12 protein-coding genes and 1 tRNA gene are annotated in these 13,154 nt (G+C 70.7%); 7 read left to right on the top strand and 6 right to left on the bottom strand.

All coding sequences use genetic code 11. The features are described from left to right. From ACZ6B8_RS03955 to ACZ6B8_RS03945, 3 genes are all read right to left on the bottom strand, one after another. Entirely contained in the window at positions 1-840 is an 840-nt protein-coding gene (locus tag ACZ6B8_RS03955) for a hypothetical protein (RefSeq protein ID WP_471606193.1), read from the bottom strand. A 103-nt stretch (positions 841-943) separates the two neighbouring features. Continuing rightward, positions 944-1,015, bottom strand: a tRNA-Cys gene (locus ACZ6B8_RS03950). A 1,620-nt stretch (positions 1,016-2,635) separates the two neighbouring features. Then, positions 2,636-3,391: a VOC family protein gene (locus tag ACZ6B8_RS03945; protein ID WP_471088909.1), complete on the bottom strand. Its 756-nt coding sequence runs from the start codon at positions 3,389-3,391 to the stop codon at positions 2,636-2,638. Positions 3,392-3,622: 231 nt separating this feature from the next. Between ACZ6B8_RS03945 and ACZ6B8_RS03940 the strand changes: the two genes are divergently transcribed. Beyond that, a complete protein-coding gene (locus ACZ6B8_RS03940; protein ID WP_471606192.1) occupies positions 3,623-4,003 on the top strand; it encodes a hypothetical protein in 381 nt (126 codons plus the stop codon). 190 nt (positions 4,004-4,193) lie between these two features. On the opposite strand, the gene ACZ6B8_RS03935 is transcribed toward ACZ6B8_RS03940, so the two are convergent. Beyond that, on the bottom strand, positions 4,194-4,622 hold the full coding sequence (locus ACZ6B8_RS03935; RefSeq protein WP_471606191.1) for an ATP-binding protein: 429 nt from the start codon (positions 4,620-4,622) through the stop codon (positions 4,194-4,196). A gap of 140 nt (positions 4,623-4,762) precedes the next feature. Between ACZ6B8_RS03935 and ACZ6B8_RS03930 the strand changes: the two genes are divergently transcribed. From ACZ6B8_RS03930 to ACZ6B8_RS03905, 6 genes are all read left to right on the top strand, one after another. Further along, entirely contained in the window at positions 4,763-5,614 is an 852-nt protein-coding gene (locus ACZ6B8_RS03930; RefSeq protein WP_471606190.1) for a helix-turn-helix domain-containing protein, read from the top strand. Beyond that, entirely contained in the window at positions 5,611-5,829 is a 219-nt protein-coding gene (locus ACZ6B8_RS03925; protein ID WP_471606189.1) for a DUF397 domain-containing protein, read from the top strand. The genes ACZ6B8_RS03930 and ACZ6B8_RS03925 overlap by 4 nt, the downstream gene beginning before the upstream one ends. 80 nt (positions 5,830-5,909) lie before the next feature. After that, complete coding sequence (locus tag ACZ6B8_RS03920) at positions 5,910-7,463, top strand: MFS transporter (RefSeq protein WP_471088917.1); 1,554 nt, start codon at positions 5,910-5,912, stop codon at positions 7,461-7,463. Positions 7,464-7,623: 160 nt separating this feature from the next. Beyond that, positions 7,624-9,423 (top strand): DEAD/DEAH box helicase, encoded by a 1,800-nt coding sequence (locus tag ACZ6B8_RS03915; protein WP_471088919.1) that lies wholly within the window; start codon positions 7,624-7,626, stop codon positions 9,421-9,423. 314 nt (positions 9,424-9,737) lie between these two features. Beyond that, positions 9,738-10,379: an IclR family transcriptional regulator gene (locus tag ACZ6B8_RS03910; RefSeq protein ID WP_471088921.1), complete on the top strand. Its 642-nt coding sequence runs from the start codon at positions 9,738-9,740 to the stop codon at positions 10,377-10,379. Between the two features lie 110 nt (positions 10,380-10,489). After that, on the top strand, positions 10,490-11,296 hold the full coding sequence (locus ACZ6B8_RS03905) for a S16 family serine protease (protein WP_471606188.1): 807 nt from the start codon (positions 10,490-10,492) through the stop codon (positions 11,294-11,296). A gap of 13 nt (positions 11,297-11,309) precedes the next feature. Here ACZ6B8_RS03905 and ACZ6B8_RS03900 read toward each other — a convergent pair whose 3' ends face one another. Further along, a complete protein-coding gene (locus tag ACZ6B8_RS03900; protein WP_471606187.1) occupies positions 11,310-12,278 on the bottom strand; it encodes a glycine betaine ABC transporter substrate-binding protein in 969 nt (322 codons plus the stop codon). Next, the gene (locus ACZ6B8_RS03895) at positions 12,275-13,147 is read right to left on the bottom strand and encodes an ABC transporter permease (protein ID WP_471089190.1); all 873 of its coding nucleotides are present in this window, start codon (positions 13,145-13,147) and stop codon (positions 12,275-12,277) included. The genes ACZ6B8_RS03900 and ACZ6B8_RS03895 overlap by 4 nt, the downstream gene beginning before the upstream one ends. Between the last annotated feature and the right edge of the window lie 7 nt (positions 13,148-13,154).

The following is a 13,154-nucleotide window of genomic DNA, read 5'->3' as shown; positions in this document are numbered from 1 at the left end:
CTACCAGATGCCGCTGAGGTGGTGGGAGCCGCGGCTGTCGGTGGCTGTGGGGTCGGGGTCTTCCGAGGGTCGGGTCCTGAGGGGCAGCGGGGTGACGGCGAGGAGGCCGGTCTCGTCCGGGTGGACGATGAACGGGGAGTCGATCCGGGGGATCCAGGGGTAGTGGGGGAGGCCTTCGTCCTCCGGAGCGGGTTGCTCGGGTAGGGGTACGTGCTGTGACGGGAACTCGGTTACGTGCTTCGGCCATTGATCCGGCACGTAGGGAGGCCGGCGTCCGACCCCTACCTCTGCGCCCTCCCATATGGTCCTGCGCCAGTCCCCGTGGACGTACCCGAGGGCGAGGCAGGACCATTGCCGCTCGCCGTCCGCCTCCCGGCATGTGAGGTAGACGCGGACCTCCAGCTCGCCCAGGTGCCGGTCCGTCGTCCGGATCCGCAGGGTCTTCGTGGCGCCGGGGACGGTGTGCCGCCAGATCAGTACGCCGTCGTCGTTTGCGCCGACGACCACGGCCGGCTCGTCGTTCAGGTGGACCGTGACCCGGGCCTCGGCGACCGGGGAGCCGCCGGTCTGTCGGACGACGACGAGGATGTCGGGGGTGCCGACGCTCCGGCGCACGTCCGTCTCCACGACGGTGAAGACCGGCCGGTCGACCTCGTCGCGTGCCGCTCGCACCTGCGTCAACTGCTGGCGCACCAGCTCGACTTGGGCGAGAGCCGCGTGGGCCTGTGTCTCGGCGGCGAGGGCGGCCCGCCGGGCGGTACGTCCTTGCTGCCAGCCGATGCAGGCGGCGGTCGCCGCGACGAGGGCGCTGCCCGCCGCGATGTAGTCCCCAGCTTCCACGGCCGCTCACCTTACTGAGGTGGGGCACGCGAAAGGGGTGGCCCGGTGAGGACCACCCCTTTCGTGGGGGCGTTCGCGCTGCGCCGGCAGTCGCGTCGACCTGAGGCCGTGGCGGGAATCGAACCCGCGTTACTGGATTTGCAGTCCAGCCCCTAAGCCACTCGGGCACACGGCCATGTCGTTGTTGACCTGACCCAGTGAACGTAACGCGGCCCCCATCCGCCTCTCAAGAGATCGCGGCCCGCCGCAATGGGACTGCCATATGGCGTTCATGAAGGGAGTCTTCGGTGGCCCGGTGCCTGCGATTCCGACCGGGGCCGCCCGGGTTCTTGCGGAGTGTGGCGGCTCCGGGCCGGGAGTAAAGGGCGCTCCTTCGTCGCGTCGGCTTCGCCGATTCCGCTGCGCTCCACCCTTGACTCCCGTCCCTCCACCGCAGTGACATGTCCGACCCGGCCGGCCAGGGGATGGCGGCGGACTTAGCCGGTCGGGTCATCGGCTTTCGTCGCCGGGTGCCGACCGGCCTATCGTGGGCGGACGCCTCGGTGCGCGCTCGGCCAGCCGCCCGGCCACGCCGCTCGGGCCATCCACTTTCGTCGTCGAGTGCGGACCGGCCCATCGTGAGGCGACGCCACGGTGCGTGCTCGGCCCACGGCCGGTCTGGTCGGGTCATCGGCTCCCGCGGCCGGGTGCGGACCGGCCTATCGCCAGCGGATGCCACCTTTCGATGGACTGCTCGCCGGGGGGTCTGGCACCTACTTTGGGAAAGTTGCGAAGCGAGACGCCGCGCGCCCCCCTCCCACACCCCCAAGCGCCCCCGGACCCAACCAACCCGCCGCGAGGGAGGGGGCGGACGGGGTCTGTGCGTGACACGGGAATCGGGGGACGGATTGGATCTCGTAGCGCATGAGACCTATGGGACGGAGGAGTTGAGGGGGGACTGCCGGGCTCATGTAGACGGCGTGAGCCCGCGACCGACCACTCACCCGACGGCGCATAGAGCGCGGGGAGAGGGCGCGCGGGGATCTGCTTCGCAACTTTCCCGAAGTAGGTGCCGGAGGGGGTGGGCATGGGTGCGTATGTCGGAGGCGGGGCGCGCGTACCTGGGGGCGCATTCGCCGTGGTGGCGGGGGGCGCGCGGCGTCTCGGTTCGCAACTTTGCCGAAGTAGGTGCCAGACCCCCCGGGCGGGACATCGGGACATCGAGGGTGACGTCCGCTGACGATGGGCCGGGTTGCACCCGGCAGCGAAAGCCGATGACCCGCCCAGTCGGGCCGTGTGGCTGGCCGAGCTCGCACCGAGGCCCGCCGCCCACGATGGGCCGGTCCGCACCCGGCAGCGCGAGCCGATGACCCGGCCAGATCGGCCGTGGGCCGAGCGTGCACCGTGGCATCCGCCCACGATGGGCCGGACCGCACCCGGCGACGAGAGGGGGTGGACCGAGCCGCGTGGCCGCGTGGGTGGCCGAGCGCGTGCCGGGGCGTCGGCTCACGATGGGCCGGTCCGCACCCGGCAGCGAAAGGTGATGACCCATCCCAGCCGAACCCGCCGCCTCACCCCTGGCCGTCCGGGTCGAACGTCAACGTGCGGTGGAGGGACGGGAGTCAAGGGTGGAGCGCAGCGCAATCGGCGAAGCCGACGCGTAGCGCAGCGGAGCGCCCTTTACTGCCGGCCCGGAGGCGCCACACTTCGCTCTCCCCCGGGCGGCCCCGGTCACCGACAAAGGCGCCGAGCCACCGAAGACTCCCCCCAGCCACCGGCAACCGCACCGCCCCACCGAACCGAGAGGCCCCCCCCGTCACGCCGAAGGCAAGACGCAGAACTCGTTCCCCTCCGGATCCGCCAGGCACGTCCAGGGAGCGTCGCCCTGGCCGAAGTCGATGCCCGTGGCGCCCAGGGCGCGCAGCCGGGTCGCCTCCACAGTGTGGTCGCCGCCAGGGTAGGGGCGCAGGTCGAGGTGGACGCGGGGCCGGGCGGAAGGGCTCCACTCCGTGCGCACACCTGGCGTACGCAGGAACTCCAGGTACGGGCCCACCCCTTGGGCGGACCGCAGCCGCGCGAGGTCGTCGGAGACCTCGTGCAGCGTCCAGTCCATCGCTTCGTCCCAGAAGCGGGCCATGGCGCGAGGATCGGCGCAGTCGACCACGACCGCGGCGACCGGGCCGGTGTCCCGGTAGAGCTCCCGGGGTTCGAGCACGCAGAACTCGTTGCCCTCGGAGTCGGCGAGGCACACCCAAGGGACGTCTCCCTGGCCCACGTCGACGGGCGTCGCGCCCAGTTCGCGGAGGCGGGCCACCAACTCCGCCTGATGGGCGGTGGAGTTCGTGGCCAGGTCGACATGCACGCCGTTCTTCGCCGACTTGGGCTGCGGGTCGGTCACGACGTCGATGACGATCGCGGCGGGGTCGGGGTAGGCGAAACCCTCGGGTTCGAGGTTGGTCACACCCGGCCCCTCGCTGTCCACGCCCCAGCCGCCGAGCGCCTCCGCCCAGAACCGGCCCAGCGCCGCGTCGTCCCGGGCCTTCAGATGAATTTGTACGAGTCGCGTGGTCATGGTGCCGATCCTAGGGCTACGTTCCTGAAGTCCGCGGCGGTCCCTAATTGCACCCCTTATGGTCCGGCGTTCCATAAGGGTGCAATATGAATCTTAAATTCTTCACCAACTGCCCCTGTGGTTGCGCCACGTTGACCTAAGGTCTTCGGTAGCACCAAAAAACGGGAGGAATGTGTGAAGAGGATTCTGCGAGGCCTCGGCGTCGGTTCGGTCGCGCTTGCCTGCGTATTCGTGGGCAGTGGCGGAGCCCAGGCGGCCACCGGCCACGGGAAGGCCTATCACGGCTGCACGAATTACGTGAACGTCTGGCGCAGCAACGGCAAGGTGTACGCCTACGGCTACCAGAAGTGCAGCAAGAAGCGCAGCGTGCAGCGGCCTGAGGCGGCCCTGAGCTCGTACAAGGGCGGGAAGCTGAAGGACTACTCGGGGGGCAAGCTGGGCAGCTGCCACAACAAGAAGTACTGCAAGTCCCCGACGGTCTCGCTCAAGGTTCACAAGGGATATAAGTACCGGGCGACGAATACGGGGACTGCCTCGATCGGAATTCCCGACGAGGGCGATTACATCTGGCCGAAGCGCACGCAGGCCGTGAAGTGGTACACGGCACGGTAGGCGTACTGCGGGTCCCGGGTCCGACAGCGGGACTTCCGTAGAGGGCTCCAAAAGGCAGGTTCTCCATTTGCGCGTATCGCGCGGAGAACCTGCCTACCGGCATGTGTCGAGCCGGACGGGGCGGGCCATCCCGTCCTCGCGCCGGGCGCGGCCGAGTACGTCGGCGGTGCCGCCGACCCCGACGCCTCTCTCACCCGAGGTGTCGGGCACGCCCACCGGCTGACGCGTCGATCTCCGCCCACACGGTCTTGCAGGGCGGCGGCCCCGGCTCCGTACCCCACCGGTCGGCCAGGGCCGCGACCAGCACCATCCCCCGACCCGACTCGGCGTCCAAGCGCGGCAGTTGGGGGTTTCGGGGTGGCGTACGGTCCGTACGGGCATCCGTCACCCCGATACGGAGGGTGTTCGCCGCGCTCAGTGTCAGCGCGAGCCGGAAACTCCTCCCCGGCACGTGCCCGTGCAGCACGGCGTTGTTCGCCAGTTCGGCGACGATCTGTTCCGCCGCCTCGAACGGGCGTCCCCAGCTGCGCAGTTGCTCCCGCGTCAGGAGCCGCGCCAGCCGCGCGCCTCTGCGCGTCGCCGACAGCAGGATCGTGAACTGGTGTACGGGAGCGGGCACTTGTGCCCGGGTGGTTTCTTGGTTCACATCACTCAGCGTGGCCGCCTGTGCGTACCGTGGACATCGGGGCGGGCCGTGCGTACGGAGTCTGTCCGGACGTTGTCCCGGATTGTCCCGGCTGTCCCGGCGGAGGTGGCGTGGTGGAAGGCAACGACGGTGTGGACGGGCCCGGTTGGGACGTGGACCCCGAGGACGAGATCAGCGCGGTGGTCGAGATGGTCGGCAGCCAGCTGAAACTCCGCCGGGAAACGGCGAACCTGCGGGTGGCGGAGTTCGCGGAGGCGATCGGTTACGGGGAGGACTTGGTCCGCAAGATCGAGCGCGGTGCGCGCATCCCTCGCCCCGAGTACCTGGACAAGGTGGACGAGGTCCTCGGCGCGGGCGGCCTGGTCTCGGCGATGAAGAAGGAGATGCGGGAGGCCCGTTATCCGAAGAAGGCGCGGGACCTGGCGAAGCTGGAGGCCCAGGCGGTCGAGATCGGTCTCTACAGCAACCACAACATCCACGGGCTGTTGCAGACGGAGGAGCACATGCGGGCGCTCTTCGACATGCGACAGCCGTCTTACTCCGTGGACCAGGTGGAGAGGGATGTGGCTGCTCGTCTGGCCCGACATGTGATTTTCTCCCGCTCACCTGCTCCTGCTCTCCACTTCGTCCAGGAAGAGGCGACGCTGCGGCGCACCATCGGAGGGAGAATGGTGCTGCGTCGGCAACTCGAACACCTAGCGGAGGTTGCGCAGTTGCGGAACGTGACCTTCCAGGTGATGCCCCTCGACTGCGGGAGCCACGCCGGAATGGGAGGCCTGATCGAGGTGCTGAAGTTCCGGGATGGAACGGCAATCGGGCGCTCCGAGGGTGCTTTCGGTGGCCACCCCGTATCCGACCCGAAGCACCTCCGGATCTTGGAATTGCGCTATGGCATGATCCGGGCTCAGGCTCTCAGGCCACGGGAGTCCCTGGCCTTCATCGAGGAACTGCTGGGAGAGACATGATCCGCAAGGCTTCCGCCGGGAACGTCTCCGGACTGGAGTGGCGCAAGAGCAGCTACAGCAGCAGCAACGAGTCCGGCGACTGCGTCGAGGTCGCCCCCACCCCCCACGCCATCCACATCCGCGACTCCAAGACCCCCGACCGCCCCCACCTCACCCTCACCCCCTCCACCTGGTCCACCTTCCTCCCGTACGCCTCGAACGCCACCCCCCGCTGAGGGACGTACGACCAAGGGACCAGCGAGAACCCGCCCCCGGGACAGGGGCAAAAGAGGCCCACGCCTCTTACTCTGGCGTGATGACCGACACCGACGGAGTCCTGCGCAAGCCCTACCGCGCCCTGAGCACCGGCATCGTCTCCGTCGTCCTGCTGATCGCCTTCGAGGCGACCGCCGTCGGGACGGCGATGCCCGTCGCGGCGCGCGAGCTGGACGGCGTCTCGCTGTACGCCTTCGCGTTCTCCGGGTACTTCACCACCAGCCTCTTCGGCATGGTGCTCAGCGGCCAGTGGGCCGACCGGCGCGGCCCGCTGGGACCGCTCGCCACCGGCATCGGGCTGTTCGCGGCGGGGCTGCTGCTGAGCGGGACCGCCGGGGGCATGTGGACGTTCATCCTGGGGCGGGCCGTGCAGGGGCTCGGCGGCGGGCTCGTCATCGTCGCGCTGTACGTCGTCGTCAGCCGCGCCTACCCCGAGCACCTGCGGCCGTCGATCATGGCGGCGTTCGCGGCGAGCTGGGTGGTGCCGTCGGTCGTCGGGCCGCTGGTCGCCGGCACGGTCACCGAACACCTGGGCTGGCGCTGGGTGTTCGTCGGCATCCCGGCCCTCGTGGGCATACCGCTGGCGCTCGCGCTGCCCGCGATACGGCGCACCGCGTCCGGCCCCGTCGACCCGGACGCGCCGCTCGCCGCCTTCGACCGGCGGCGCATCCGGCTGGCGCTCGGGATCTCGCTGGGCGCGGGTCTCCTCCAGTACGCGGGCCAGGATCTGCGGTGGCTCTCCCTGCTGCCCGCCGCCGCCGGCGCCGCCGTCCTCGTACCGGCCGTCCTGGGGCTGCTGCCCAAGGGGACGTACCGGGCCGCGCGCGGGCTGCCGTCCGTGGTGCTGCTGCGCGGGGTCGCCGCCGGGTCGTTCATCGTGGCGGAGTCCTTCGTGCCGCTGATGCTCGTCACCCAGCGCGGGCTGAGCCCGACCATGGCGGGGCTTTCGCTCGCGGTGGGCGGCGCGACCTGGGCGCTCGGGTCGTACGTGCAGTCGCGGCCCCGGATGGAGCCGTACCGGTCGCGGCTGGTGGCCACCGGCATGCTGCTGGTCACGGCGGCCATCCTCACCGCGTCCACCGTCCTCGTCGAGGCCGTGCCGGTGTGGATCGTCGGCGTCGCGTGGGGCTTCGGGTGCCTCGGCATGGGCATGGTCATCGCCTCGACCAGCGTGCTGCTGCTGCGGCTCTCGCCGCCCGCGGACGCCGGGGCGAACTCGGCGGCGCTGCAGATCTCCGACGGGCTCTCGAACGTGATCCTCCTCGCGGCCGGCGGCGCCGCGTTCGCCGCACTGGGCGGCGGCTCGGTGGGGGACGCCCACGGGGCGGCCGGCGCGGCCGAGTCCCACCCCGCCGCCTTCGTCGCCGTCTTCCTGCCGATGGCGGCGGTCGCCCTGGCCGGGGCGTGGCTGGGGACGCGGCTCCAGGGGCCGCAGGCACCGGCGGCGGTCCCGGCGGCGGACGACACGGGGGTCGTGGTGACCGACGCGGTGACGGACGTACGCCTGGATGCCCTGTCGGACACGGGGCCGGACGTACGGGCGACAGGGGTGCGGGCGACGGAGGTACGGGCGGATGTGCGGACGGACGGGTAGGCGGACACACCGCAGAGCCGGGCGGCGCCCCGCGCCGCCCCTCGTGTGAGCCCCGTCCCACCCGCGCCCGGCACCGCCTCGCCCCCAGTGGAACGCCCCCGCATCACCGGTAAGGTGGCCCGGTTGTCATACGTGCCGCCGACCCGCGAACCCGGAGACCGTGACTACCACCAGCGCCGCCGCCAACTCCTCCCACCACCTCTCGCCCGCCTTCCCGGGCCGAGCGCCCTGGGGCACCGCCAACAAGCTGCGTGCCTGGCAGCAGGGTGCGATGGACCGGTACCTCCAGGAGCAGCCGCGCGACTTCCTCGCCGTCGCCACCCCGGGCGCAGGCAAGACGACGTTCGCGCTCACGCTCGCCTCCTGGCTGCTGCACCACCACGTCGTCCAGCAGGTCACCGTGGTCGCGCCCACCGAGCACCTGAAGAAGCAGTGGGCCGAGGCCGCCGCCCGGATAGGCATCAAGCTCGACCCCGAGTACAGCGCGGGACCGCTGAGCAAGGAGTACCACGGCGTCGCCGTGACGTACGCGGGGGTCGGCGTCCGGCCGATGCTGCACCGCAACCGCTCCGAGCAGCGCAAGACCCTGGTGATCCTCGACGAGATCCACCACGCCGGTGACTCGAAGTCGTGGGGCGAGGCCTGCCTGGAGGCGTTCGAGCCCGCGACCCGGCGGCTCGCGCTGACCGGTACGCCGTTCCGGTCCGACACCAACCCGATCCCCTTCGTGCAGTACGAGGAGGGCAACGACGGCATCCGGCGCTCCTCCGCCGACTACACCTACGGCTACGGCAGCGCGCTCGGCGACGGCGTCGTGCGTCCCGTCATCTTCCTCTCGTACTCCGGCAACATGCGCTGGCGCACCAAGGCGGGGGACGAGATCGCGGCGCGGCTCGGCGAGCCGATGACCAAGGACGCCGTCTCGCAGGCGTGGCGGACCGCGCTCGACGCGCGCGGCGAGTGGATGCCGAACGTCCTGAAGGCCGCGGACAAGCGGCTCAGCGAGGTCAGGAAGGCCATCCCGGACGCGGGCGGCCTCGTCATCGCCTCCGACCAGGACTCCGCGCGCGCCTACGCCAAGCTGATCCGCGAGATCACCGGCAGCAAGGCCACCGTCGTCCTCTCCGACGACGCCGGCGCCTCGCAGCGCATCGACGACTTCAGCGCGAGCACCGACCGGTGGATGGTCGCGGTCCGGATGGTGTCGGAGGGCGTCGACGTGCCGCGCCTCGCGGTGGGCGTGTACGCGACGACGATCTCCACGCCGCTCTTCTTCGCGCAGGCCGTCGGCCGTTTCGTACGCTCCCGCAGGCGTGGCGAGACCGCGTCCGTCTTCCTGCCCACCGTGCCCGACCTGCTCACCTTCGCCAACGAGATGGAGGTCGAGCGGGACCACGCCCTCGACAAGCCGAAGAAGGAGGGGGAGGAGGACCCCTACGCCGAGTCCGAGAAGGAGATGGACGAGGCGAACAAGGAGCAGGACGAGGACACCGGGGAGCAGGAGCAGTTCTCCTTCGAGGCCCTGGAGTCCGAGGCCGTCTTCGACCGGGTGCTCTTCGACGGCGCCGAGTTCGGCATGCAGGCCCACCCCGGCAGCGAGGAGGAGCAGGACTACCTCGGCATCCCGGGGCTCCTCGAACCCGACCAGGTGCAGATGCTGCTCCAGAAGCGGCAGGCCCGGCAGATCGCGCACAGCAAGAAGAAGCCGGACGAGGAGGCCGACCTCCTGGAACTGCCCGCCGAGCGGCGCCCGGTCGTCTCCCACAAGGAACTCCTCGGGCTCAGGAAGCAGCTGAACACGATGGTCGGCGCGTACGTCCACCAGAGCGGGAAGCCGCACGGGGTGATCCACACCGAGCTGCGGCGCACCTGTGGCGGGCCGCCGAGCGCGGAGGCCACCGCGGGGCAGCTGCGCCAGCGCATCGAGAAGGTCCAGGAGTGGGCGACCCGGATGAAGTGATCCGGACGGTGAGGCGTGCGTTCCGAGTGGGGAGGTGGTGTGCGAAGTCCGTGCGCCCCTCCGCACCGGGGGCCACCGCGTAACGGGGCAATGGGGGGCGCTCGGGGCGTCCCGGTGCCCGGATTCTGGACGAAGTCTTCCGCTGAGCGGGACGGCCTCGCTAATGTCCCCGCACAGCACACGCCCCGTGGCAGCGCCGCCGCGGAGCGCAGCCGGTGTTCCGACCGGCGGCCTCTGACGCGCGTCGCCCACGGGACCGGCGACGCAACCGCCGCGTAAGGGGGTCGCCGACCCTCACCTAAGGAGTGGGCGTCGTGACCGCGGAGACTTCTCAGACGCTCGACCGAGGACTGCGCGTCCTCAAGCTGCTGGCCGACACCGACCACGGACTGACGGTCACCGAGTTGTCCACCAAACTCGGGGTCAACCGGACCGTCGTGTACCGCCTGCTCGCCACGCTCGAACAGCACGCCCTCGTCCGGCGCGACCTGGGCGGCCGCGCCCGCGTCGGCCTCGGCGTGCTGCGCCTCGGCCGCCAGGTGCACCCGCTGGTGCGGGAGGCCGCGCTGCCGGCGCTGCGTTCGCTGGCGGAGGACATCGGGGCGACGGCCCACCTGACCCTCGTGGACGGCACGGAGGCCCTCGCGGTCGCGGTGGTCGAGCCCACGTGGACGGACTACCACGTCGCCTACCGAACGGGCTTCCGGCACCCGCTGGACCGGGGCGCCGCGGGCCGCGCGATACTCGCCGCCCGCCAGGGCCTGGTGACCGACCCCGGTTACGCGCTCACCCACGGCGAGCTGGAGGCGGGCGCGAGCGGGGCGGCGGCTCCGCTGGTCGGCGTCACGGGCCTGGAGGGCAGCGTGGGCGTCGTCATGCTGGCGGACTCGGTACCGGAGCGGGTGGGGCCGCGAGTGGTGGACGCGGCGCGCGAGGTCGCCGACGCGTTGCGCTGAGGCCGCGCGGGCGTGCGGTCATCCGTGGCTCGGTCAATCGCCGGCTGCGCCGAGCTCGTCCTCAAACGCCGGACGGGCTTGATATCCACCCCGCACGTTAGATTGATGCGGTGTTCTCTCTCTCCCGTCTCACGCGCCCCCAGGCCCTCGCCCTCTGCGCACTCCCCGTCGTGGCCCTGCTCGCCGTCGCGGGGCTCGCGCCGCTGCCGTTCGCCGTGGCGCAGCCCGGCGGCACGGCCAACGTGCTCGGGGACCACGAGGGCAAGCCGGTCCTGACCGTCTCCGGTGTGCCGACGCGGGAGACGAAGGGTGAGCTGCGCATGACGACGATCGTCGCCACGGGACCGCAGATGGACATCTACCTGGGCGACGTCGTCGACGGATGGTTCCGTACCGACCGCGCCGTGATGCCGAAGGACTCCGTCTACCCCGTCGGCGACAACGTGAAGGAAGTCGAGAAGCACAACCTCGGCGACATGAAGAAGTCGCAGGACGACGCCACGAAGGCGGCGCTGGCCTACCTGAAGGCGAACGGCGTGGACGACACCGACAAGGTGCGGGTCAAGGCCGACCTCGGCAAGATCGGCGGGCCGAGCGCCGGGCTGTTCCTCTCGCTCGGCATCATCGACAAGCTGGACGGCGACGGCAGCGGCGGCGACCTCACGGGTGGCCGCAAGATCGCGGGCACCGGCACGATCGACGCGGACGGCACGGTCGGCCCGGTCGGCGGGGTGGCCCTGAAGACACAGGCCGCGCGGCGCGACGGCGCGAGCGTCTTCCTGGTTCCCGAGGACGAGTGCTCGGACGCTCAGGCGGAGCTGCCGAAGGGGCTGCGACTCGTGCCGATCACGACGCTGAAGGGCACGGTCGCCTCCCTCCGGGCCCTGGAGAAGGGCACGAAGGTCCCGAGCTGCTAGCGCCGCGGCCCAGCTATCCCTCCTTCACGAACCCCTCCTGCACCAGCCACTCCAGCGCCACCTCGTGCGGGTCCTGGCCCTCCACGTCCACCTTGGAGTTGAGCTCCCGCGCCACCGTGTTGTTCAGCTTCTTCGTGATGGGCTCCAGGACCTCCGCCATCGCGGGGTGCTTCTTCAGGGACTTGCTGTTGATCTCCGGGGCGGCGTTGTAGTTGGGGAAGAAGTGCTTGTCGTCCTCCGTCGTCGTCAGCTTCATCGCCTTGATGCGGCCGTCGGTCGTGAAGACCTCGCCGAACGTGCACGACCCCTTGGACACCTGCGTGTAGATGATGCCGGTGTCCATCTTGGTGATGCTGGACGAGGGGATCTTCATCCCGTACGCCTTCTGCATGCCCGGCAGCCCGTCCTCCCGGGACGCGAACTCGCTCTCCACGCACAGCGATACGGCCTTCGGGTCGGACTTGGACAGGGCGGCCACGTCGGAGAGCGTCTTCGCCTTGTACTTGGCGGCGTTCTTCTCGTTCATCGCCAGCGCGTACGTGTTGTTGAGCTCGGCAGGCGCCAGCCAGGTGACCCCGTTCTTCAGGTCCGCGTCGCGCACCGCCTGCCACTGCTTGCGCGGGTCGGTGATCGGTTTCGTGTTGCCCTGGTAGGTGATCCAGGCGGTGCCCGTGTACTCGTACATGGCGTCCGCGTCACCGCCCTTGACGGCCTCGCGCGCGCCGATCGAGCCCTGGATGCCGGTGCGGTCGAGGACGTTCGCGCCGGCCGCCTCGAAGGCGATGCCCATGATCGCGCCGAGGATCAGCTGCTCGGTGAACTCCTTGGAGGTGACGGTGAGATCGACGCCCTTCAGGGGCAGGCCCTTGCCGATGGAACCGGGCTTGACGTCGTCCACCATCGGGCTGCCGCTGGTGAGCCCGCACGCCGCGAGCAGCACACCGCCCAGGGTCAGGGCGAGAGCCTTCCGTGCCGTCCTCATGAGCTCACCTCCAGCCCGCGCGGACGCAGGAGCAGTTCGGCCAGCGAGGCCAGCCAGTCGACGAGGAGCGCGAGCGCGATCGTCAGGATCGAGCCCAGCATGAGGACCGGCATCCGCTGGTTGGTCATGCCCGTGGTGATCAGGTCGCCGAGGCCGCCGCCCCCGCCGAACGTGGCGAGGGTCGCCGTGCCGACGTTGAGGACCAGCGCGGTGCGCACCCCCGCGAGGATCAGCGGTACGGCCAGCGGGAGTTCGACCCTGCCGAGGACGCCGAGCGGTGACATGCCGATGCCGCGCGCCGCCTCCAGGAGCGTCGGGTCGTTCGCCTTCAGGCCCGCGATGGTGTTGCTGAGCACCGGCAGGACCGCGTAGATGATGATGCCGATCAGGGCGGCCTTCTCGCCGATGCCGATCCAGATCACCAGGAGCGCGAGCAGGCCGATCGCGGGGGTCGCCTGGCCGATGTTGGCCAGGGCCATCGCCGCCGGGGCGCCCTTGCGGAGCTTCTTGCGGGTCAGCAGGATGCCCAGCGGGATGGCGATGATGAGGACGAAGAACGTCGAGATCGCCGTGAGCTGGATGTGCTGGCGCAGCCTGAGCCAGACGTTCCCGTCCGCCAGCGCGTTCTTCGAGATCGAGTCCAGCTCGGCCTGCTGGAACCACCACCAGGTCGCCAGCAGGATCACCGCGAGCACGGCGGGCAGGAAGGTGAGCTTCTGCCAGGTGACCTTGCGCGGCTGCTTCTGTGCGAGGCGCGGCGGTGGGGCCTCCTGTTCGGCCTCGCCCTCGTCGCGGAAGGCGAGCCCCTTGACCTCGTGCTCGCCCTCGGGGCGGGCCGCCTCCTTCGGCGACGGTCTGCGCTCCGGGATCCGGGGC

The sequence above is a fragment of the Streptomyces sp. NPDC041122 genome (assembly GCF_055592445.1).
This window is presented reverse-complemented; position numbering and strand designations above follow the sequence as displayed.